Here is a 22,814-nt window from a genome sequence, read left to right on the forward strand (position 1 = left end):
CAAGATCAGGTGTGGGGGGTTGTGTCGTGTACGGGCAGGTTCCGGAGGGGCAAGGCCAGGGCCAGGGGCACGGGCAGGGGCGGCCGCCGATGCCCGGCCCGCCGATGCCCGGCCCGCCGATGAGTGGACCGTTCCCGCCCGCCGGACCGCCGGGCCCGCCGCCGGCGAAGCGTCCCTCGCCGATCGTGTGGGTGGCCGTGGCCGTGGCGGGCGTGGTCGTGCTCGCGGGCGTGGCCTTCCTGGCGCTCAACGGGGCGGGCGCGCCGACCGGCCCGGTGAAGGCCGAGCAGTGCGTCGACACCGGGTTCGGGATGGACGACGGCAAAAGGATCCCGCCGAGCCTCCGGGTGAGCTGCGACGACGCCAAGGCGAAGGCCAAGGTGGTGAAGGTCGTCGGCAAGAAGGAGGCGTCGGCCTTCCAGTTCGGTTCGCGTGCCGAGCCCGACTGCCCGAGCGGCACGGACGGCTTCACGAACGTTCGTGAGAAGAAGGAAGACAAGACCTACTACGAGGCCTGCGTGCGCAACCTCAAGGGCTCCCACCCGGGCGACCCGGGCGCGGGCGGGGCGTTCCTCTCGGCGGGCGACTGTGTGAGCAGCGGTTCCATCGGCTTCGGCAAGGAGCAGCCGTGCTCCAAGCCGGACTGGTACGGCAAGGTGATCGCGCGCGTCGGCGCGGAGAACGCGTGCCCGGCCAAGACGCTGGAGACGATGAAGCTGCGGTCCTTCGGCGGCGGGAACGCGGCGAACCCGGTGCTGTGCCTGGGCCCGGGCGGCGGCGTGCTGTCCCCGGGCGACTGCATCGAGGACCCCTCGTTCAACGTCGGTGACCTGGGCAAGGCCCAGTGCGAGTCCAGCGAGGCCATCGCGAAGGTCGTCGGCAGGGTCGCCACCACCAAGGAGTGCCCGGCCGAGGCCACCAACTACATGACCAGCGAGGGCGCCTTCCGGCCGGTGCTGTGCCTGAAGAAGCTGCGCCCGACGCTGACCGAGAAGCTGCGCTCGCTGCCGGGCTAGGGCTTCACCGTGACGGTGTGGGACGGCGTTCCAGGGTCGGCCCACACCGACAGGACGTGGCGGGTCGCGTCCCAGGACGTCCGCCACGTCCCGTCCCGGTCGGTCGAGGTGACCTTCGGGACGGAGGGGAACCAGATTTCCGTGGGGCCTGCCACGCCGGGCTTGTTGCGCCAGGTCACGGTGAGCGTCCCGGACGTGTGGGTGACGCTGGTGAGCGAGCCGGCGACCGCGCGCGGGTAGGGCCGGGCGAGCAGTTTCGCGAAGAGGGTCGGCTTGCCCTTCCCGTCGATGATTCCGGACGAGCCCGGGTCGTTCGACCAGTACGCCCAGCCGATGCCGAGTTCGTCCGCCATGGTGAGCCAGTCGCCGGTGAAGTCTGCGGCGCCTGGAGCGTCCTGTCCCATGCCGCCGACCTCGCCCAGCCACATCGGCGCGTTCAGGCGCCGCGCGGCGGCGGGCATGTTCCGCTTCCAGAGCGTGAACTGAGCCTGGACGAGCATCTTCGCCACGCCGTCATAGGAGCCGCCCAGGTCGACCCCACCCGGATAGAAGTGCGGTGCCAGGACGATCCGGGGCCCACTGGGGCGCGGGTCCCGAACGGCGCCCAGGGACGTTTCCGCGCCCTCGTTCGGGCCGAGCGCCTGAGGTTCGACGAACACCCAGTTGTCGCCGTCCACCTTGCGGATCGCGTTGACGATGCCCTGGTAGAAGGGCGTGAGGATCGGGCCCTCGAAGAAGCCGAACTGGCGCGTCCCGCCGAAGGGCTCGTTCATCAGGTCGTAGCCCAGGACGGCAGGGACGCGGGAGAAGCGTCGCGCGACGTGCTGCCACATCGCGGTGTAGCGCTGCACCAGTTCCGGGTGCTTGCCGGTGTTGTTCCAGAAGTTGTCGTAGGCGCGCAGGATTCCGGGCTGGAGATACGTCAGCACCCACGGGTCCTGCGGTGTGCAGGGCAGCCCGTCGGTGAAGGTGGCCCAGGCAGGGGCGCCGTTACCGGAGCCCTCGCACGCGGCCGGACCGTAGATGTCCTGGTGCATGTCGAGGATGACGTGCATGCCCTGCTCGCCGTACCAGGCGACACGTTCGGCGACATCGTCCAAGTAGGCGTCGTCGTAGCGGCCTGGCTCCGGCTCGACGTTCTTCCACTGCACCAGGTACCGGACGGAGTTCGTGCCCAGCTCGCGGGCCTCCCGGACGACGTCCTCACGCTTCACCCACGGCAACCCGTCCGGACCTTTGGCGCTGCCCGCGGTGTTGAGGCCGTGCAGGAGGAGCGTCCTGCCCTGGTCGTCGGTGATGGCGGGAAGGGGCACCGTCTGTGCGCGGGCGGGCGCCGCGGTCAGGGCCGGTGAAGTCACCGTGAGCGCCGCGAGGGCGACCCGGCCGAGGGCAGTACGGACGCGCATGCCGCCTCCTGAACCTGAAATTTCTTCGGATTCTAGGAGCCGCGGCCGTTATTGACAATCTTGTCAGTAGCCCTGATACGGGCCCTGCGGCGGCGGACCGCCCGCGGGCCCCGCCGGATACGGCACCGGCGGCCGGGGCGGGTTCAGGACGTTCTGGTACGGCCCGGCGCCGTACTCGTTGGGCGGGAGGAACCGCGGCTGCCCGGGCTGGGGAGCGCTGAACGGCGGCGGCGCGGGAGGCCCCTGCCGCGGCGGGCCGTACGGCGCGGGCCCCGCCACCGCCATCGCCGGGACGGGCGCGGGCGCGGCGCCCCAGGCGGGAAGGCCGAAACGGCGCATCCGGCGCGCCCGGCGCTCGGCGAGCCGCAGCTCCTCCCGATGGCGGCGCTCCGCGAGGACGGCCGACAGCAGGATCTCGGGCCGCACCCCCGGCGGCGGTGGCGGACTCACCACCGCCACGACCTGCGAGGCGATCCGCTGCCCCAGCGAGTCACGGACCTCCGGCAGCAGCTCCCAGAACCGCGACAGGTACTGGCGGGCCGTCATCGCCAGCTCGTCCGACAGCAGCGACAGCTCCAGGTTCCGCGCCCACCAGGCGAGCTGCGGCGGCATCACCGCGACGGGACCCAGCAGCGCCGAAGCGGGCACCCGCTCCTGGATGACGATCGTCCCGGCGAACAGGTCGCCGAGCCGCTTGCCGCGCCGGTTGCAGAACGACGTGATCAGCGCCGGCGAGCCGTAGAACAGCCAGAACTCGATGAACCCGGCGAGCGCCCGCACCAGCGCCTGCCGGAACCGGACCGGCCCGCCGTCGTCGCCGACGACGCGGAGCCCGACGGCCATCTTGCCCAGCGTCCGCCCTCGCGACAGCGTCTCGAACGCGCACGGATACCCGACGATCACGGCGACGACGGCGAGCAGCGTCAGCCCGACCGTCCAGGCGTCGTCGGCCACCAGCGAGGTCATCGCCGTGACGTAGACGACGATGTTCAGCAGCACCGCCTGGAAGAGCAGGTCGAGGAGGACGGCGCAGGCACGGCTGGCCAGCCGCGCGACCCGGATGTCGAGCGCGACGGCCTCGCCGGTGACGAGATCGGCCATGTCCTGTCCTCCGATGCGGGCGGACTGACCATTGTGCCGGTTCGGCGGACCGAGGCGTTAGTCTCGCCGGGTGGACGTCGACGCCTACGTGGCCGCGCACAACGCCGAATGGCTGCGCCTCGAACGGCTCATCAACCGCGGCCGCAGGCTGACCGGCGCGGAAGCCGACGAACTGGTCGATCTCTACCAGCGCACGGCGACGCACCTGTCGGTCGTCCGGTCCAGCTCGCCCGACCCCCAGCTCGTGGGACGGCTGTCGTCGCTCGTGGCGCGCGGCAGAGCCGCGGTGGGCGGCGCGCAGGCGCCCCTCTGGCGCGACGTCACCCGCTTCGCGACGGTGTCGTTCCCCGCGGCCGCGTACCGGATGCGGTGGTGGTGGCTCGGCAGCGCCATCCTCGGCAACCTGCTGTCGCTCGCCCTAGCGATCTGGGTCGTGCACAGCCCGGAGGTCCAGGCGACCATCGGGACGCCTGACGAGATCCGCGAACTCGTCGAGCACGACTTCGCGAACTACTACACCGAGCACTCGGCGTCCTCGTTCGCATTCCAGGTGTGGGTCAACAACGCCTGGGTGTCGGCGACCGCGCTCATCTTCGGGATCCTCCTAGGCATCCCGACCGTGTACGTCCTGCTGATGAACCAGGTCAACCTCGGGATCAGCGGCGGCCTGATGTTCGCCTACGGCAAGGGCGGCGTGTTCTTCGGGCTGATCCTCCCGCACGGCCTGCTGGAGCTCACCGCCGTCTACCTGGCCTGTGCCGGGGGCCTCAAGCTCGGCTGGACGATCGTCGATCCCGGCCCGCGCCGCCGCGGCCAGGCCCTCGCCGAGGAGGGCCGCGCCGCCGTCAGCATCGCCCTCGGCCTCGTCGCGGTCCTGCTCGTGTCCGGCCTCATCGAGGGCTTCGTGACCGGCTGGGTCCACATCACCTGGCTGCGCATCACGATCGGCGTCATCGCCGAGACCGCGTTCCTCGCCTACGTGATCGTCCTGGGCCGCCGAGCCGTCCGCCAAGGCGAAACCGGCGACTCAGACCTCCACCCAGACCTGGTACCGGTGTCTGCTTAGCATTTCTCTCCTCCTTCGGGCCTTGAAGGCCCTCCATCGTCGAGAAACGCGGGCGATCGCTCGCATCGCTTCGACTCGCCTGGCGGCTCGCTTCGCGATCAGATTCTTGCTTCGCTCGAATCTGCCTTCGGACACGATCGCGAGTTTTTGGGGTTGTTGCGTGGTCGCGGTGAGGCTGGGGTTCCTACAAGCGGCCTTGGGCTTTTAGAGCTAGGTAGGCGTCGGCTAGGGCGGGGGCTATTTCCGCCGGTGGGGCGTCCACCACCTCTACGCCGTGGCCTCTCAGTTCGGCCGTCAGGCGGCGGCGTTCGGCTCTCGACCGTTCGGCGGCGGCGGCGTCGTAGACCGACGCCAGGTCGCCGCGGGACTCCGCCATCTCCGCGACGCGCGGGTCCGACACCGCGGCGATCATGACGAGGTGCCGGGCGGTGAGCTGCGGCAGCAGGGGCAGCAGCCCCTCCTCGATCGCGGCGGTGTTCAGGTCGGTGAGCAGCACGACGAGGCACCGCTGCCGGACGCGCGCCATCAGCGTCGACACCATGCCGGCGGCGTCGCATTCGAGCAGCTCCGGGTCCAGCGGCGCGAGGGCGTGCACCATCGCGGGCAGCAGGTCGGTGCGGGACGCGCCCTCGACGCGGGCGCGGACGCGGCGGTCGTAGGCGAGCAGGTCGACGCGGTCGCCCGCGCGGGACGCCAGGGCGCCGAGCAGCAGCGCCGCGTCCATCGAGCAGTCGAGCCGGGGGATGTCGCCGACGCGGCCCGCGGACGTGCGGCCCGTGTCGAGGACGAGGTAGATGCGGCGGTCGCGTTCGGGGCGCCAGGTCCGCACGACCACGTCGCCGCGCCGCGCCGTGGCGCGCCAGTCGATGGACCGGACGTCGTCGCCGTCCACGTACTCGCGCAGGGAGTCGAACTCGGTGCCCTGTCCGCGGATCAGCGCGACGTGCGCGCCCGTCAGCTCCCGCAGCCTGGCGAGCTTGGCGGGCAGGTGGCGGCGGGACGGGAACGCGGGCAGCGCCCGGACGGTCCAGGGCGCGGGGCGCGAGAGCTGCCGCGCGGCGAGCCCGAGCGGCCCCACAGAGCGGACGACGACGGTGACGGCCTTCCGGTCGCCGCGGCGGGTGGGCGTCAGGGTCATCTCGACGCGGCGCCGCTCCCCGGCGGGCACGTCCACCTTCACCATGCGGGGCGTGGCGCCCGCGCTGGGCGGCCACACGTCCCGCAGCCGGGCCTTGAGGCGCCGCCGGCCGAGGTTCTCCACGATCAGCGCCACCTGGGCCGTCTCGCCGAGGCGCACGTTGGTGTCGCCGGCGCGGTGGAAGCGCAGGGCCCGCACGTTCCCGGCCAGGGCGAGGTCGGCGGCGACGCCGAGGAGCAGGACGCCCCACACCGCGAAGAGCGTCCACCAGCTCGGCGCGAGCAGCGGGACGATCGCGCCGAGGAGGGCCAGCAGCCCGAGACGCCCGGTCAGCGCCATCAGCGCGGGGCGGGGACGTGGGCGAGGATGCCCTCCAGCACGCCGTCGGCGGTCGCGCCCTCCAGCTCGGCCTCGGGACGCAGCTGGACGCGGTGCCGCAGCGTGGGCCTGGCCAGCGCCTTCACGTCGTCCGGCGTGACGTAGTCGCGGCCCGACAGCCACGCCCAGGCGCGGGACGTGGCCAGCAGCGCCGTCGCACCGCGCGGCGACACGCCGAGCTGCAGGGACGGGGACTGCCGGGTGGCCCTGCACAGGTCCACGACGTAGGCGGCGACCTTGGGGTCGAGGTGCACGGTCCTGACGGCGGCCTGCCCGGCGGCCAGCTCGGCCGCCCCGGCGACCGGCTTCACCTCGGACAGGTCGCGGGGGTCGAACCCGGCGGCGTGCCGCTGGAGCATGGAGATCTCCTCGTCCCGCGTGGGGACGGGCACCGACAGCTTGACCAGGAACCGGTCGAGCTGGGCCTCGGGCAGGGGATAGGTCCCCTCGTACTCGATCGGGTTCTGCGTCGCGCACACCACGAACGGGTCGGGCAGGGGGCGCGCGGTGCCCTCCACCGAGACCTGGCGCTCCTCCATGGCCTCCAGCAGGGAGGCCTGCGTCTTGGGCGGCGTCCGGTTGATCTCGTCGGCGAGCAGGAGGTTGGTGAAGACCGGGCCCTCGCGGAAATCGAACTCCGCCGTCCGGTTGTCGTACACCAGCGAGCCGGTCACGTCGCCGGGCATCAGGTCGGGGGTGAACTGGACGCGCTTGAAGTCCAGGTCGAGGGCCCGCGACAGCGTCTTGATGAGCAGCGTCTTGGCCGTGCCGGGGACGCCCTCCAGCAGCACGTGGCCGCGGCAGAGCAGCGCGATCACCAGCCCGGTCACCACGGAGTCCTGGCCGACGACCGTCTTGGCGACCTCACCGCGCAGGGCCGCGAGCGCCGCGCGGGCCGTCTCGGCCTGGCGCCGGGCGTCCTCGGAGATCGTACCCGGCCCCGCGCCGCCGGGGGCGCCGCCGGGCACGTCGTCCTTCCCGAGCTCTACAGGGGGGTTCAAGACTGGCGTACCTGCCTTTCCAGGTCGTCGAGGACGTCGGTGAGGGCGATCAGCCCGGCGTCGTCCAAGGGTTCAGGACCGTACAGGGCCGCTCCGACGTACGTCTCCTCGTACGCCGTGCGGCGGGCGACCGCCGTGACGATCTCCTGCGCGGCGGAGGGATCCTGCGCGCTGCTGCGGGGGAGCCCGAGCAGCGGCACGAGGCGTTCGCGGGCGCCGGAGCGCAGCGCGTCCGAGGCCCGGTCGCGCGCGCGGCCCGCGCGGTACAGGCGGGCGAGGCCCTCGACCGTCTCGGCGGACCGGACGACGACGGGCAGCGCCTCCGCCACGACCGGGCCGAGGCGGCGGGCCCGCCACAGGGCCACCAGCAGCACCGCGACGAGCAGCTGGAGGATGAGCAGCTTCACGCCGAACGGCAGCAGGTCGCCGAGCGACCGCTGCCCCGCGCCGGAGCCCGCCTTCGGCAGGTCCGGGGCGAGCCAGACCGCCGACGTGCCCGCACCGGCGAGGTTCATGGCCAGGGCGGCGTTGCCCTCCTCGGTGAGCCGCCGGTTCGTCAGCGGCGCGGCCGAGCCGAGCACCGTCACGGTGTGCGCGCCGGTGCCGACCTGGACGAGCCTCGCGTCGCCGTAGTCGGTCCGGTAGCAGGCGGTGCCCGTGCCCGCGACCTCGTAGGTCTCCGACTCGTGGAAGTCGACCGGCCCCGCGAGGGACGCCACGGGCAGGTCGCAGCCCGGCCCGGCGACCTCCTGCGTCGACGGGCCCCGCCTGCGCACCTGCGGGGCGAACGCGTCCAGCGCGAACGACGTCGGCCGGACGAGCAGCACGTCGGCCGGGACGCCGCTCAGCCGTTCCAGGTCCTCCTCGGTGAGCCGCTCCGTGCGGGTCACCACGAGGACCGTGCCCGGTCCGGCCGCGCTCAGGGCGTCGCCGGTGTTCCGGGCCACCGTCACCGGCGTGCCGTGCTGCCGGAGGATCTCCGCGAGCGCCCGGCTGCCGTCCTGCTTGGGCGACTCCGGATCGAGCGCCTCGGCCGACGCGGAGGGGCGCAGCGCGGCCAGCACCACCGCGACCACGATCATCGCGACGACCGTCGCGACGACGCCGCGCGCCGACCGCCAGCGGCGCCCCGCGACCTGCCGGGCGGACGCCTCCGCGGCGGGCCGGGCGCCGCGCGGCGGGGAGGCCGTCACCACCGCGGCCCCCCTTCGTCGCCGGTTCCGGCCAGGGTGAGGTCGTCGGACTCCAGCGGTTTCGGCCGCGCCGCGCGCAGCCGCTCGTCCAGCTCCTTCATCCGCGCGTATCCCTCGGGAGTGCCCGGCCGGTCCCCGTACCAGACGTCGTCGAAGATCTGCACGCCCGCGGCCAGTTCCCCGGCCAGCGCGGGCACCGCCTCGCCCGCCTCGGCCGCCAGCTCGTCGGCGGTCCGGCCCGGCCGCGCCGACAGCACCGCGCGCTCCTCGAGGTCGCGGGCGATGGCGCGCAGCCGTTCGCGGATCGCCTCGGCCCACTGCCCGGCCTCCGCGTGCCGCTCCGCCGCCTGCCGGTGGTCGAGCGCGGTGGACGGCACGTCCTCCAGCAGCGGGTCCTTGCGGGAGCGCGGGTTGCGGCGCCCCCACATCAGCCACACGACCAGCGCGACCGCGACCAGAACGATCACGACGACGATGGCGATGGACGTCCACCCGCCGCCGCTGCCCTGCGACTCCGGGGCGGGCGCCTTCTCGAACAGATGGCGCAGCCACTCGGCGAAGTCGTCCCAGGCCCGCTCCAGCCAGGACGGCTTGTCGCGCTGGTAGACCTGCTTCTCCAGCTCGCGGCGGGCCATCTCGCGGGCCTCGTCGCGGCCGATCGGATCCAGGATCACGTGCCCGCTCCCGTCCACGGACGCGCCTGCGCCGGGCCGGCGTGCGCCGGGCCCGTCCGCCACAGGTCGATGAACCCCTCGTCCTGCTCGGCGGCGTCCCGCTCTCCCGCGGCCGCCCGCTCCCCGGCGACGGCGGCGGCCGACCGCCCCCGGGTGCGCAGGTCCAGGTCGAAGCCCTCCCGGCGCATCCGCCGGTCCATGTAGAGCAGCGCGATCACACCCGCGTCGAACGGCATCACCACGGACCAGCTCACGATCCGCCCCACGGTGTCCACCGCGAGCGCGCCCATCGTCGGCCCGCTGCCGGAGGAGTCCTCAAAGAAGATCAACTGTGCGAACAGGAACGGGATCCGCAATGCGAAGAAGCCCATGAACACGGTCACGAGCAGGGCCAGCAGGAGCGTCCCGCACGTCCGGAACCAGCGCCCCTTGGAGAGGGTCGTCGCGCGGCGCAGCGCGCCGCCGACGGTCTGCCGCTCCAGGACGACCGCCGGGACCGCCTGGACGAACAGGATGTACAGCCACACCATCAGCCCGATGCCGACGGGGAAACCGAAGAACCCCGCGAGCACCGCGAACGCCGGGCGCTCCCCGGCGATCAGGAGGAAGAACGGCACGACCGGCAGGGCCAGCGCGCCCAGCGAGACGCCCATGACCGCCGCCGCGGTGCCGACCAGCCGTCCGAGGCGCGGGCGGGCGTCCCGCCACGCCTGCCCCGGCCCGATCGGCATGCCCACGAGCTCGCGTCCCAGGATCGGCGCCACCAGCCCCGCCAGCAGCAGGATCCCGAACGCCGACAGCACCAGCCCCAGCAGCGTCAGGGTCAGCTGGGCCCCCAGCGACTCCATCAGCACGTCCGGGGTCACCTCGTCGCGGGCCTCGTCGCCGATGAAGAAGTAGGCGGCGACCGAGCTCGTCACCTGGATCACCGTGCTGACCGCCACCGACAGGCCCAGCGTGGCGCGCGGCCTGCGCCGGATCCCGGCGATCGCCCCGTCCAGCATCTCCGAGATGGACATGGGACGGAACGGGACGCCCCGCGCCACATCGGTGGCGTCGGCGCCGTCGTCCCAGCCGTCCGGTCCCGGCATCCCGTCTCCCCTGCGCTCTCCGGCGGGTCGGCGGCGCGTCCGATCTGGCCCGTTCCGGGCCGTTACGTGGCCGCCGGTCAGGTCATCCTGTCACGGGCGCGGTGTGAATCTTGCGCCCGTTCCCGGAGTCGCGCCTACCATGGCGGGCCGCCCGGACGATGCGGGGGAGCGCCGTACGACGCAAACGCGGGTAACCTTGCACGCCAAGGCATAACTCTCCCTGGCGAGGTGGCGCCGGAGCATCGCGCCCCACTCCACCGAACCCCGACTTGTGACGATGAGGGCCATGAGAGGACGTGTACTGGTCGTCGACGACGATCTCGCGCTCGCCGAGATGCTCGGCATCGTGCTGAGGGGCGAGGGCTTCGAGCCGTCGTTCGTCCACGACGGCGACAAGGCGCTCGAGGCGTTCCGGGAGACCCGGCCCGACCTCGTGCTGCTCGACCTGATGCTGCCGGGAGCCGACGGCATCGACGTGTGCCGGCAGATCCGCGCCGAGTCCGGCGTGCCGATCGTCATGCTGACCGCCAAGAGCGACACCGTGGACGTCGTCCTCGGCCTGGAGTCGGGCGCCGACGACTACATCGTCAAGCCGTTCAAGCCCAAGGAGCTGGTCGCGCGCGTGCGCGCCCGCCTGCGCCGCACCGACGAGCCGGCGCCCGAGACCCTGCAGATCGGCGACATCACCATCGACGTCGCCGGCCACTCGGTCAAGCGCGGCGACCGGCACATCCCGCTCACGCCGCTGGAGTTCGACCTGCTCGTCGCCCTCGCCCGCAAGCCCCGCCAGGTCTTCACCCGCGAGGTGCTGCTGGAGCAGGTCTGGGGCTACCGGCACGCCGCCGACACGCGGCTGGTGAACGTGCACGTCCAGCGGCTCCGCGCCAAGATCGAGAAGGATCCGGAACGGCCGGAGATCGTCGTCACCGTGCGCGGGGTCGGCTACAAGGCCGGCCCGGCCTGACGGCGTCCCGCAGCCCGTTGACACGCCGATGACCGACCAGCGCCCCGCCGGACCGCCGCGCCGCCTCGCGGACCTCCCATGAACGTCGACATGAGGAGGGCGAAGCGGTTCGTCCGGCGCGGGCTGGGCGCGGTCCGGCGCGTCCTGCAGGGCGCCGCGCGCACCGGCTACCTGCGCTGGCGCCGGTCGATCCAGGTCCGCGTCGTCACGTCCACCCTGTTCATCTCGGCGATCGTGGTGGCGATCCTCGGCGCGTTCCTCATGCAGCAGGTGTCGTCCGCGCTGATGGACGGCAAGGTCAAGGCGGCCCGCCTCCAGCTGGACGACGGCCTCGCGCAGGTCCAGCGCGACCTGGGCAACTCCACGGGGGACGGCAGCAGGCTGAACTCGACGATCGACCGGCTCAAGGCCCGCAGCGGGCCATCGGGGCTCTACGAGGTCTACATCCGCGACACGACCGAGCAGTACTTCGACGGGTACACCACCAACGAACTGCGGCAGGAGAGCGTCCCCAAGCGGCTCCGCGAGGAGCTGAAGAACGCGCCCGCCGGGTCCCGCGCCTACACCTACGGCAAGCTCTCCTACATCGGAGACCGTTCGGACGAGCGCGGCCTCATCGTCGGCGGCAAGACCGGCCAGTTCGAGCTGTACTACCTGTTCCCGCTGACGCAGGAGCAGCAGACCCTCACCAACGTCAGCCGCTCCCTGGCCGGAGTGGGCATCGTCCTGGTGCTGCTGCTGGCCGCGATCGCGTCCCTGGTCACGCGGCAGGTCGTCATCCCGGTCCGGCTCGCGGCCCAGGGCGCGCAGAGGCTCGCCGCCGGACGCCTCGAAGAGCGCATGCGGGTCCGGGGCGAGGACGACCTGGCCCGGCTCGCCCGCTCCTTCAACGACATGGCCGCCAACCTCCAGGAGAAGATCGGCGAGCTGGAGGACCTGTCGCAGGTGCAGCGCCAGTTCGTCTCCGACGTCTCCCACGAGCTGCGCACCCCGCTGACCACGATCCGGATCGCCGCGGACATGCTCTACGAGAACCGCGACGGCTTCGCCGACCCGTCCGTCGGGCGGTCCGCGGAGCTTTTGCAGAGCCAGCTGGAGCGGTTCGAGTCCCTCCTGGCCGACCTGCTGGAGATCAGCCGCCACGACGCCGGCGCCGCGACGCTCGACGCCGAGTCCCTCGACATGCGCGACCTCGTCCTGCGCGTCGTCGGCGACATCCAGGGCCTCGCCGAGCGCAAGGGCAGCAAGGTCATCCTGCAGCTGCCGGGCGAGCCCTGCATGGCCGAGGTCGACCGCCGCCGCGTCGAGCGCATCGCGCGCAACCTCCTCGTCAACGCCGTCGAGCACGGCGAGGGCGAGGACATCGTCGTCTCCGTGGGCGCCGACCGCGACGCCGTCGCCGTCGCCGTCCGCGACCACGGGGTCGGGCTGAAACCGGGGGAGGGGCAGATGGTCTTCGACCGCTTCTGGCGCGCCGACCCGGCCCGCGCCCGCACCACCGGCGGCACCGGGCTCGGCCTGTCGATCTCCCGCGAGGACGCGCAGCTGCACGGCGGCTGGCTCCAGGCGTGGGGAGAGCCCGGCGCGGGCTCCCAGTTCCGCCTCTCGCTGCCGCGCGTGGCCGGGGCCGAACTGCGGGGCTCGCCGCTGCCGCTCGTCCCGCCCGGAGCCGGTGACGCCCGCCCGCTGTTCGCGGAGCTGGAGGCCGGCGAATGAGCCCCTGCGCGGGAACCCGGCGGATCACGTGCCTGCTCGCCGCCGCCGTCCTGGTCCTGGGCGGCGCCGGCTGCGCGAACGTCCCGAGCGGCGGGCAGGTCGTCTCCGGCAAGCCCGCCGAGCGCGCCGAGCGCGTCGACGACCCCTACGTCCGGCTGATCCCGGTGAAGCCGCGCCCCGAGTGGGGGCCCGCCCAGATCGTCTCGGGCTTCCTCTCCGCGTCCGCGAGCTTCGACGACGGCCACAAGGTCGCCAAGCAGTACCTGTCCGGCCAGACGTCCTGGAACCCCGGCCTGCGGCCCTTCGTGACCGTGCTGGCGAGCCGCATCACCGACCCGCACGTGATCAAGTCGTCCGCCGACCAGGCGACCGTCCGCGTCACCGGCGAGGAACTCGGCACGATCACCGCCGACGGCCAGTACACCGCCTCCCCGAAGGCGCTCGACGCCACCTTCCAGCTCACCCGCACCCCGCAGGGCGTCTGGCGCATCACCGGCATCCCCGGCGACGACAAGGCCGGCCTGCTGCTCACCAAGGACGACGTCGAGCGCGCCATGCGCACCGTCAACCTGTACTTCTTCGCGCCCGACCGGCGCACCCTCGTCCCGAACGGCATCTTCCTGCCCGTCGTGAACCGTCAGACGCTGCCCACCCAGCTCGTCCAGGCCCTGCTGACCGGCCCGACCTCCTGGCTGAACGGCGCGGTCGACACCGCCTTCCCGGAGGGCACGCGGCTCCGGCGCACCGTGCAGATCGACAAGGACGTCGCGACCGTCGACCTCACGGGCCAGGCCCGCGGCGGCGACGTCGAGCGCATGTCGGCGCAGCTCTCGTGGACGATGCGGCAGCTCTCGGAGATCAAGTCGTGGCGGCTGTCGATCGAGGGGAGGACCGTCGCCCCCGACGGGACCGACGCCACGCAGCCCGTGAACGGCTGGGAGGGCAACTCGCCCGACGGCCAGGTCCCCTCCGAGGGCGTCCAGCAGAGCGCCTACGTCGTCGGCCCCTCCGGCTTCCTCGGCACCCTGGAGAGCGACCGCGCCCAGCCCGTCGTGACCGGTGCCGCCGGCCGCCTCACCCGTCCCGCCGTCGCCCCCGACCACCAGGAGTTCGCCGGTCTGAGCGCCGACGAGAGCCAGGTCCTGGTCGCCGCCCCGGTCACCGGCCAGCCCGCGCCCCGCCTCCTGCTGACCGCGCGTCCCGGAGCCCGCTTCACCGCGCCGACCTGGAGCCACGACGGCACCCTGTGGGTCGTGGAGACGAAGAAGGACGAGTCCTCGCTCTGGGTGCGCAAGCGCGGCAAACCGCCCGTCCGCGCCGCCCACTGGGGCCTGGGCGGCCGCGAGGTCCTCGCCTTCCGCGTGGCCCGCGACGGCGTCCGCGCGGCGGTGATCGCCCGCGTGGACGGCCGCCCCCAGGTCCAGGTGGGGCGCATCGTCCAGTCTTCCGGCGGCGCCGTGGACGTCGGCTCGTTCCTGCCCGTCAGCTCCGAGCTCCAGGACGCCGTCGACCTCGCCTGGCGCGACTACGGCACCCTCGCCGTCCTCGGCCGCGCCAAGCGCGACTCGCAGACCCTGCCGTTCCTGATGCCGATCAGCGGCAGCGCCATCACGTCCCTGGGCGTCGGCTCCCTCGGCGAACCCCGCACGATCGCCGCCGCGCCAGGCGCCCCGATCCTCATCGGCACCCGCTCCTCCGGGAAGGACCAGGTCTGCCGCCAGCGCTCCCCGAGCAACTCCTACAGCGCCTGGATCTGCCCCACCCCCGCCAAGGACCCCTCCTACCCCGGCTGACCCGTCCCCGGGACGTCCGCGACACGCCGAAGCGTCGGGGCGGTCCGCCGATCGCTCGGGGCCTCCTTGATCACGGAGAGTTATCCACAGTTCGGGGAGCCGGGGCGGGAGGCGGGGGCGTCCGGCATCGTCGGGGGCATGGGTGTTCTCGCTGATCTGATCGACCTGCTTCTTCCGCAATGCTGCGCCGGGTGCGGGCATCGGCCCGGGCTGCTGTGCGACGCGTGCGCACGGCCCTTGCGGGCGGATGCGCGCCCCGCTGGGCAGGCGCCCGCCGGGCTGCCCCCTCCGTGGACCGTGGCGGCCTATGAGGGGCCGCTCCGCACGATCCTGGCCTCCTACAAGGAGCGCGGACGTGCGGCCCTCGCCGTCCCTCTGGGGGAGGCTCTGGCGACGTCCGTGTATGCGGCCCTCCCGTCCGGCCCCGACCCGCCGCTGGTGGTGTGGGTGCCGTCGGGGCGCGGGGCCGTGCGTCGACGCGGCCACGACCCCCTGCGGGGGACGGTGGACGTCGCGGTTCAGCGGCTCCGCGCGAGCGGTGTCCCCGTGACCTCGCTCGGCGCCCTTCGGCAGCGGGGGCGGGTCGCCGACCAGGCCGGGCTCTCCGCCAGGGAACGCGCCGCCAACGTCGCGGGGGCCATCGAGGTGCGTGCCGAGGTCGCCGGGCGCAGCGTCGTCCTGGTCGACGACGTGGTCACGACGGGCGCGTCCCTCGCCGAGGCCGCGCGGGCCCTGCGGGCCGCCGGCGCTGACGTGGCCGGAGCGGCGACCATCGCGGCGACGCCCCGGCACCGGCTCTGGTGACTCCGCGTAGTGAAAGTTGTCGGACCTGTGTGGTGTAGGGGGACAGTGTGAAGTTAATCGAGTCACATTGGGACATGGGGCAGCAGAGATTTCGGAAACTCACCGGGGAGTCAGTCCCACCTGACCTGGGCGGGCGCTGGGCCTGTGAGCGGCTTGCACACAAGGGTTTCGTGTCCGTGACGGCCCCTCGCGGGGGCGGCGGTAGACCCCGCTGAGGCAGTCAACGATGACGGTCAGTGAGTTTTTCCTCGCCGCACCCCCCTGACATTCGTGGCGTAAGGGGTTAGCGTTCCTGACATGGCACCCGCCCGGGTCCGTGGTTGCGTTGGATCGCAGTGCCCGTCAGGGGCACGGCAGACGATCCGGCTAGCCGATGCCAGGCGCAGGCGAAACGGCCCACGTAAGGCGACTTCTCGTCGACCGATCACGGTGCGCCTTAGAGGTAAGTCCTGCCCCGTCGAGGGATCCGACATCCCCCGAACCGGGAGAAGGGCAGTAGTGGCGAGAGCGCCGCGAGCCCCTCAGCAGGCGGATGTGGGGACGAAGACCAGGTCGGCCGGGCGGGTGCGACCCACCGTCCTTTGGTACCCGTACGGGGCCGTCAGGGGCCCCGGAACGGGCAGGAAACGTAACCGGGAGAAGGGGGGTCCCACGTGAACATCACCGTGAGGGGCCGGCACACCGACGTCAACGACAGGTTCCGTCGGCACGTCGACAACAAACTCGCCAAGATCGAGCGGCTCGACCAGAAGGTCATCCGCGTGGACGTGGAGGTCTCAGAGGAACGCAACCCGCGCCTTGCCGACCAGCGCGAGCGAGTGGAGCTCACGATCCGCTCCCGCGGCCCGGTGATCCGGGCCGAGGCCGCCGCCGACGACCGCTACGGAGCCCTCGATCTGGCGCTGGACAAGCTGGAGTCGCGGCTCCGCCGCGACTCGGAGCGGCGCAAGGGGCACGGCGCCAAGAACCACGGCGGCAAGGGCCGCGCCAAGCTCGCCACGATGGAGACGCTCCCCGAGGCACTCCCCGCCGTCGCGCCCGAGCCCGCCGAGCAGCCCGCACCGGCCGCGGAGGCCGAGGCCGTGGCGGTCTCGCCGGAGGAGAACCTCGTCCCCATCCCCATGGACGGCGACGGCCCCCTCGTCGTCCGCGAGAAGTTCCACCAGGCCGAGCCGATGGGCATCGAACAGGCCCTCTTCGAGATGGAGCTCGTCGGCCACGACTTCTTCCTGTACCGCGACAAGTCCACGGGGCACCCCTCGGTCGTCTACCGGAGGCGAGGCTGGGACTACGGAGTCATCAGGCTTGTCGAAGAGTGATGCGGTACTCGCGTCACGTCACCGCCCGAACCATGTCATGATCTGAAAAGGCGCACCGGCCGACCGCGACGCGGCGCGTCCCGGGAACCTCCCGGGGCGCGCGGCGGTTAACCGGGAGACACCCCGGTCCGAAATCCCCCGGGTTCGTCCCCGGACCCCGTAGGTTCCCAGGACGACCCGTAGGAGAACGACCCTCCGGCAGTTCCATATCGCTGAATAGTGAAGGGGGGAAGCGGCGTCTCCTCCACGCCGCGACTCTGGTGAGCGAGAAGCCCGAGACTCGCGACGCCGCGGCGGTACCCCGCCAGTCCGGCGCCGGCACCGCCCCCGCCGGCCGGGAGGCGAAGGCGCCGACCGGAGCGGCAGACCCCATCGGCGTGCTCATCGTCGACGACCACGCGCTGTTCCGCCGCGGCCTGGAGATGGTCCTGCAGGGCGAGGACGACATCGAGGTCATCGGCGAGGGCGGCGACGGCCAGCAGGCCGTGGAGATGGCCGGCGACCTGCTGCCGGACGTCGTCCTCATGGACATCCGGATGCCGCGCCGCAGCGGCATCGAGGCCTGCACCGCGATCAAGGACGCCGCGCCCAGCGCGAAGATCGTCATGCTGACCATCAGCGACGAGGAGGAGGACCTCTTCGAGGCGATCAAGGCCGGCGCCAGCGGCTACCTGCTCAAGGAGATCTCGATCGACGAGGTCCCGCAGGCCGTCCGCGCCGTGCACGGCGGCCAGTCGCTGATCAGCCCGTCGATGGCGTCCAAGCTCATCACCGAGTTCGCCTCGCTGGCCAAGCGCAGCGAGGAGCGCACCCAGCAGGTCCCCGCGCCCCGCCTCACCGAGCGCGAGATGGAGGTCCTGCGCCTCGTCGCCCGCGGCCTCGGCAACCGCGAGATCGCGCGCGAGCTGTTCATCTCCGAGAACACGGTGAAGAACCACGTGCGCAACATCCTGGAGAAGCTCCAGCTCCACTCCCGGATGGAAGCCGTCGTCTACGCCGTCCGCGAAAAACTCCTCGAGATCACCTGAGTCGAGGCAACCGGCAATCCGGTTTTGTCGGTGTTGTGTCGTAGCATCGCCGACGTGGTGGAACTCAGCGCGGACGAGGCACGGCGGATCCAGTTGCGCGCCCAGGGATTCCTGGGGGCGCGCCCCAAGGGGGGCGTGCCGGCGATGCTGGAACGGCTCGGCGCCGTCCAGCTCGACACGATCTCGGTCCTGGCCCGATCCCACGAGCTGGTGCCCTACGCCCGCCTCGGCGCGGTCGGCCGCGACAGGATCGAGGCCGCCTACTGGGGCGCGCGCCGCGCCACCAGGCCTGGAACGCGCCGCTCCGCGAAGCCCGCGCCGACCCCCGGGCCGACCGATGACCGCCCAGCCCCCAACGGCCCGGCCTCCGGCGATACCGCCTCCGGCGGTCAGGCTCCCGGCGGTTCGGTTTCTGATGGCTTGAGCGCTGGGGGCGCTGGGGTGGTCTCGGGCGGTTCGCGTGCGGGTGGGACGTTCGAGTACTGGGCGCATGCCGCGTCCATCCTGCCGATGGCCGACTGGCCGCTGTTCGCGTTCCGGCGCCGTGCCTACGTGCGCCGCGGCTGGCGGTGGCACAAGGTGCCCGAGGGCGTCTGCGACGAGATCCGCGCACGGCTGGGCGCGGACGGCCCCCTCACCACCAAGGAGCTCGGCGGCGCCAAGGCGAGCGCCGACTGGTGGGACTGGAGCGACCACAAGATCGGCATCGAGTGGCTGCTGGACATCGGCGAGGTCGTCTGCGTCGAACGGGTCGGCTGGCGCCGCGTGTACGACCTCGCCGAACGCGCCGTCCCCGGCGACCTTCTCGCGCTGGACCTCGACGACGACGCCTGCCTCACCGCCCTCGTCGCCCGCGCGGGGCGGGCCCTCGGCGTGGCCACCCGCGGCGACCTGGCCGACTACTACCGGATCAAGCAGGACCAGGTCGACCGCGTGATCGAGGCGACCGGGCTCGTGCCCGTCGAGGTCGCCGGATGGACCCAGCGGGCCTGGGCCGACCCCGGCGCGCTGGAGTCGGCGCCCAAGGGCAGGCACGCCACCGTGCTGCTCTCGCCCTTCGACTCCCTCGTCTGGGACCGCGCCCGCGCCTCGCGCGTCTTCGGCTTCGACCACCGCCTGGAGGCGTACGTCCCGAAGGACAAGCGCGTCCACGGCTACTTCGCGATGCCGCTCCTGGCCGGCGGGCGCCTCATCGGACGCGTCGACCCCGCGCGGGAGGGCCGCACGCTCATCGCCCGCCAGGTGTCCATGGAGCCGTGGGCGACCCGCACCGCCGCCCGCACGGAATCGTCGGCGACGGCTCTCGCCACCGCCCTGTGGCGCGCCGCGGAGTGGGTGGGCTGCGACGATGTCCGCGTAGAGCGCACCACCCTGCCCGCCGACCTACTCAAAACCGCCCTCACCACTACGGCCCCCGTCTAAGGCCCGGCCGGTCTGGGGTCCGGCCCGTCTGACATCCGGTCCGTTTGAGGTCCAGCCCGTCTGAGGTCCAGCCCGTCTGAGGTCCGGCCTGTTTGAGGTCCAGCCCGTCGGAGGCCCGGTCTTTTCGACGTCCGGCCTGTCCGGCGTCTCGCCTGTCTGGCGTTCGGTGGGGTCGGGGCCTGGCTTTGAGGTGAGGCGGGGGGTGGAGTTGCCAAAAGTAGGGAGCCCCCGTGGGGGCGGGGGCTTGTGGTGGGGTGGCCGTGGGGACGGTCAGCCGTGGGGGGCCTGTTGGGTGTCGGTGGCCACGGGGACGTCCAGGACCTCGCCGGCGTCGCCGCCGCGTCGCTTGTCGGAGTGGGATCCGAACAGCGAGTAGTCGACGATCTCGGGGATGACGCGGGGCGCGTCCACGACGACGTCGGAGAACAGGTGGACGGCCCAGCTGACGAGCATGCCGAGCACGACGATGCCCGCGCCGACCCAGAACATGATCCACATGGGGCCCAGGCAGAGCCCGACGCCGCCGACCACGAAACCGATGAAGATGACGGTGACGGCGATCCACGAACTCGGCCGGCCGGCGTGCGAACCGTGCGATTCTTCAGACATAGCGGCTCCCTCCTGAGGTGTGAGACATCTTCTCCGGGGCCCTGACAGTCAAACGGGGCGCTCTGTGGATTGCGCTCCGGAGTGACCTAGACCATTCTGGGTCTCGCCTACGATGGGCATCGTACGTGTGGTGTGCGCGCCGCCTGGAGCGGTGACCCACGATCTGCAAGGAGCCTTCGAGAGTGCCGCCAGTCATCGACAAGATCCTTCGTGCGGGCGAGGGAAAAACTCTGCGCAAGCTCAAGAAGCTCGCGGATCAGGTCAACTCGATCGAGGAGGACTTCCTCGAGATGAGCGACGCCGAGTTGCGCGAGCTGACCGACAAGTACCGGGAGCGCCTCGCCGACGGCGAGACCCTGGACGAGCTGCTGCCCGAGGCGTTCGCGACCGCACGCGAAGCCGCCAAGCGCGTGCTCGGCCAGCGGCACTACGACGTCCAGGTGATGGGCGGCGCGGCGCTGCACCTCGGCAACATCGCCGAGATGAAGACGGGTGAGGGCAAGACCCTGACCTGCGTGCTCCCCGCCTACCTCAACGCCCTCGCGGGCGAGGGCGTCCACGTGGTCACGGTGAACGACTACCTGGCCAAGCGCGACGCCGAGTGGATGGGCCGCATCCACCAGTTCCTCGGCCTCGAGGTCGGCGTCATCCTCCCGCAGATGACCCCGGACGAGCGCCGGGCGGCCTACAACGCCGACATCACCTACGGGACGAACAACGAGTTCGGCTTCGACTACCTGCGCGACAACATGGCGTGGAGCCTGGAGGAGTGCGTCCAGCGCGGCCACAACTTCGCGATCGTGGACGAGGTCGACTCGATCCTCATCGACGAGGCCCGCACGCCGCTGATCATCTCCGGTCCGGCCGAGCAGAACTCCAAGTGGTACTCGGAGTTCGCCAAGATCGTCCCGCGGCTGAAGCGCGCCGAGCTGGTCAGCACGGCCGGGCAGGTCGACGAGTACGGGCCCGGCGACTACGAGGTGAACGAGAAGAAGCGCACGGTCGGCGTCACCGAGTCCGGCGTGGAGAAGGTCGAGGACTGGCTCGGCATCGACAACCTCTACGACTCGGTGAACACGCCGCTGGTGAGCTTCCTCAACAACGCCCTGAAGGCCAAGGAGCTCTACAAGCGCGACAAGGACTACGTCGTCATGAACGGCGAGGTCCTGATCGTGGACGAGTTCACCGGCCGCATCCTCCACGGCCGCCGCTACAACGAGGGCATGCACCAGGCCATCGAGGCCAAGGAGGGCGTGGCGATCAAGGACGAGAACCAGACGCTCGCCACGATCACCCTGCAGAACTTCTTCCGCCTCTACGGCAAGCTGTCCGGCATGACCGGCACCGCCGACACCGAGGCCGCGGAGTTCAACAAGACCTACAAGATCGGCGTGGTGCCGATCCCGACGAACAAGCCGATGGTCCGCCAGGACGTCGCGGACGTCGTCTACAAGACCGAGCAGGCCAAGTTCGAGGCCGTGGTCGACGACATCGCCGAGCGGCACGAGAAGGGCCAGCCGGTCCTGGTCGGCACGACGTCGGTGGAGAAGTCCGAGCGGCTGAGCAAGATGCTCAAGCGGCGCGGCATCCCGCACGCGGTGCTGAACGCCAAGCACCACGAGAAGGAGTCGGCGATCGTCGCGGAGGCGGGCCGCAAGGGCGGCGTCACCGTCGCGACGAACATGGCGGGGCGCGGCACCGACATCATGCTCGGCGGCAACCCCGACTTCCGCGCCGACCTGGCGCTGCACCAGCGCGGCCTGTCGCCGCTGGAGACGCCCGAGGAGTACGAGGCGGCCTGGCCCGAGGCGCTGGAGAAGGCCAAGGAGGACGTCAAGGGCGAGCACGAGGAGGTCGTCGACGCCGGCGGCCTGTACGTGCTGGCGACGGAGCGGCACGAGTCGCGGCGCATCGACAACCAGCTGCGCGGGCGCTCCGGCCGGCAGGGCGACCCGGGCGAGTCCCGGTTCTACCTCTCGCTCGAGGACGACCTGATGCGGCTGTTCAACTCGGCCCGCGTCGAGGCGATCATGACCCGGCTGAACATCCCGGACGACCAGCCGATCGAGTCCAAGATCGTCTCCAATGCGATCAAGTCGGCGCAGGGCCAGGTCGAGCAGCAGAACTTCGAGATGCGTAAGAACGTCCTGAAGTACGACGAGGTGCTGAACCGGCAGCGCAAGGTCATCTACGCCGAGCGCCGCAAGGTGCTGGAGGGCGAGGACCTGCAGGAGCAGGTCCGCCGGATGATCGACGAGGTCGTCGCCGGGTACGTCGCGGGCGCCACCGGCGAGGGCTTCGCCGAGGAGTGGGACCTCGACAAGCTGTGGAAGGCGTTCAAGCAGCTCTATCCGATCTCGATCACGGTGGACGAGCTGGTCGAGGACGTCGGCGGCGACATCTCCGGCCTGGACGCCGAGACCCTCGCCGAGAAGATCCGCGAGGACGCCCTGGCGGCCTACGACAAGCGCGAGGAGGAGCTCGGCGCGGAGGTCATGCGCGAGCTGGAGCGCCGCGTCGTGCTGTCGGTGCTGGACCGCAAGTGGCGCGAGCACCTCTACGAGATGGACTACCTCCAGGAGGGCATCGGCCTGCGGGCCATGGCGCAGCGCGACCCGCTGGTGGAGTACCAGCGCGAGGGCTACGACATGTTCAACGCGATGCTCGACGGCATCAAGGAGGAGTCGGTCGGCTACCTCTTCAACCTCGAGGTCGAGGTCGAGGACCAGCCGGAGACCCCGGTCGTGGGCGCCGAGCCGGTGTCGGTCGCCAAGTCCGCCCCCGCGGTGGACATGGACAAGGCCGGCGAGGACGAGGTCGAGGAGGCCGAGGAGGCCGTCGCGATCAAGGCGAAGGGCCTCGACGAGCCGAAGCGTCCGAAGAAGCTGGAGTACTCGGCCCCGACCGTCGACGGCGAGGGCGGCGTCGAGCGGCACAGCGAGGAGACCGCGGACGAGTACGCGGACGTCAACCGCAACGACCCGTGCCCCTGCGGTTCCGGCAAGAAGTTCAAGCGCTGCCACGGCGACCCGCGCAGCAAGGCGAAGTAGGGCGCCCGGAAGTACGCACGGAACGCGCTGAAGCGGCCTCCCGAC

18 protein-coding genes are annotated in these 22,814 nt (G+C 71.9%); 10 read left to right on the top strand and 8 right to left on the bottom strand.

From position 1 onward, the window contains the following. Positions 1-26: 26 nt before the first annotated feature. Positions 27-1,016: a hypothetical protein gene (locus AB0C84_RS17275; RefSeq protein WP_361066844.1), complete on the top strand. Its 990-nt coding sequence runs from the start codon at positions 27-29 to the stop codon at positions 1,014-1,016. Here AB0C84_RS17275 and AB0C84_RS17280 read toward each other — a convergent pair. Together AB0C84_RS17280 and AB0C84_RS17285 are read right to left on the bottom strand one after the other, a co-directional pair. Then, positions 1,013-2,422: a cellulase family glycosylhydrolase gene (locus AB0C84_RS17280; protein ID WP_361066847.1), complete on the bottom strand. Its 1,410-nt coding sequence runs from the start codon at positions 2,420-2,422 to the stop codon at positions 1,013-1,015. The genes AB0C84_RS17275 and AB0C84_RS17280 overlap by 4 nt on opposite strands. 63 nt (positions 2,423-2,485) lie before the next feature. After that, entirely contained in the window at positions 2,486-3,523 is a 1,038-nt protein-coding gene (locus tag AB0C84_RS17285) for an RDD family protein (RefSeq protein ID WP_361066850.1), read from the bottom strand. A gap of 70 nt (positions 3,524-3,593) precedes the next feature. On the opposite strand from AB0C84_RS17285, the gene AB0C84_RS17290 reads away from it, so the two are divergent. Further along, complete coding sequence (locus AB0C84_RS17290; RefSeq protein WP_361066853.1) at positions 3,594-4,589, top strand: stage II sporulation protein M; 996 nt, start codon at positions 3,594-3,596, stop codon at positions 4,587-4,589. A 184-nt stretch (positions 4,590-4,773) separates the two neighbouring features. On the opposite strand, the gene AB0C84_RS17295 is transcribed toward AB0C84_RS17290, so the two are convergent. The 5 genes from AB0C84_RS17295 to AB0C84_RS17315 form a co-directional block, all read right to left on the bottom strand. Further along, positions 4,774-6,066, bottom strand: a complete 1,293-nt coding sequence (locus AB0C84_RS17295; RefSeq protein ID WP_361066856.1) for a DUF58 domain-containing protein — start codon at positions 6,064-6,066, stop codon at positions 4,774-4,776. After that, complete coding sequence (locus AB0C84_RS17300; RefSeq protein ID WP_361066964.1) at positions 6,066-7,034, bottom strand: MoxR family ATPase; 969 nt, start codon at positions 7,032-7,034, stop codon at positions 6,066-6,068. Before AB0C84_RS17300 ends, AB0C84_RS17295 begins: the two co-directional genes overlap by 1 nt. Before the next feature lie 68 nt (positions 7,035-7,102). Next, positions 7,103-8,302 carry a DUF4350 domain-containing protein gene (locus AB0C84_RS17305; protein ID WP_361066859.1) on the bottom strand — a complete coding sequence of 400 codons (1,200 nt, stop codon included), beginning with the start codon at positions 8,300-8,302 and terminating at the stop codon, positions 7,103-7,105. Then, positions 8,296-8,973: a DUF4129 domain-containing protein gene (locus tag AB0C84_RS17310; protein ID WP_179846184.1), complete on the bottom strand. Its 678-nt coding sequence runs from the start codon at positions 8,971-8,973 to the stop codon at positions 8,296-8,298. The genes AB0C84_RS17305 and AB0C84_RS17310 overlap by 7 nt, the downstream gene beginning before the upstream one ends. Next, entirely contained in the window at positions 8,970-10,064 is a 1,095-nt protein-coding gene (locus tag AB0C84_RS17315; protein ID WP_339155370.1) for a hypothetical protein, read from the bottom strand. Before AB0C84_RS17315 ends, AB0C84_RS17310 begins: the two co-directional genes overlap by 4 nt. 286 nt (positions 10,065-10,350) lie before the next feature. Between AB0C84_RS17315 and mtrA the strand changes: the two genes are divergently transcribed. The 7 genes from mtrA to AB0C84_RS17350 all read left to right on the top strand — a co-directional run bounded on the left by mtrA (position 10,351) and on the right by AB0C84_RS17350 (position 19,110). After that, on the top strand, positions 10,351-11,028 hold the full coding sequence (gene mtrA, locus AB0C84_RS17320) for an MtrAB system response regulator MtrA (RefSeq protein WP_021598338.1): 678 nt from the start codon (positions 10,351-10,353) through the stop codon (positions 11,026-11,028). A 78-nt stretch (positions 11,029-11,106) separates the two neighbouring features. Next, a complete protein-coding gene (mtrB, locus tag AB0C84_RS17325; protein ID WP_258942750.1) occupies positions 11,107-12,744 on the top strand; it encodes an MtrAB system histidine kinase MtrB in 1,638 nt (545 codons plus the stop codon). After that, positions 12,741-14,537 (top strand): LpqB family beta-propeller domain-containing protein, encoded by a 1,797-nt coding sequence (locus AB0C84_RS17330; RefSeq protein WP_258942751.1) that lies wholly within the window; start codon positions 12,741-12,743, stop codon positions 14,535-14,537. Before mtrB ends, AB0C84_RS17330 begins: the two co-directional genes overlap by 4 nt. 138 nt (positions 14,538-14,675) lie before the next feature. After that, positions 14,676-15,341 carry a phosphoribosyltransferase family protein gene (locus AB0C84_RS17335; RefSeq protein ID WP_361066865.1) on the top strand — a complete coding sequence of 222 codons (666 nt, stop codon included), beginning with the start codon at positions 14,676-14,678 and terminating at the stop codon, positions 15,339-15,341. A 653-nt stretch (positions 15,342-15,994) separates the two neighbouring features. Next, positions 15,995-16,660, top strand: coding sequence for a ribosome-associated translation inhibitor RaiA (raiA, locus tag AB0C84_RS17340; protein ID WP_258942753.1), 666 nt, complete (start codon positions 15,995-15,997; stop codon positions 16,658-16,660). A 371-nt stretch (positions 16,661-17,031) separates the two neighbouring features. Continuing rightward, positions 17,032-17,688, top strand: coding sequence for a response regulator transcription factor (locus AB0C84_RS17345; RefSeq protein ID WP_308206517.1), 657 nt, complete (start codon positions 17,032-17,034; stop codon positions 17,686-17,688). 54 nt (positions 17,689-17,742) lie between these two features. Beyond that, the gene (locus AB0C84_RS17350; protein WP_361066868.1) at positions 17,743-19,110 is read left to right on the top strand and encodes a crosslink repair DNA glycosylase YcaQ family protein; all 1,368 of its coding nucleotides are present in this window, start codon (positions 17,743-17,745) and stop codon (positions 19,108-19,110) included. Between the two features lie 270 nt (positions 19,111-19,380). Here AB0C84_RS17350 and AB0C84_RS17355 read toward each other — a convergent pair whose 3' ends face one another. Further along, the gene (locus AB0C84_RS17355; RefSeq protein WP_179846190.1) at positions 19,381-19,719 is read right to left on the bottom strand and encodes an HGxxPAAW family protein; all 339 of its coding nucleotides are present in this window, start codon (positions 19,717-19,719) and stop codon (positions 19,381-19,383) included. Positions 19,720-19,901: 182 nt separating this feature from the next. On the opposite strand from AB0C84_RS17355, the gene secA reads away from it, so the two are divergent. Further along, complete coding sequence (gene secA / locus AB0C84_RS17360) at positions 19,902-22,769, top strand: preprotein translocase subunit SecA (RefSeq protein ID WP_361066872.1); 2,868 nt, start codon at positions 19,902-19,904, stop codon at positions 22,767-22,769. Positions 22,770-22,814: the final 45 nt, after the last annotated feature.

The sequence above is a fragment of the Actinomadura sp. NPDC048955 genome (genome assembly GCF_040649435.1).
GTDB classification, from domain to species: Bacteria; Actinomycetota; Actinomycetes; order Streptosporangiales; family Streptosporangiaceae; genus Spirillospora; species Spirillospora luteofluorescens.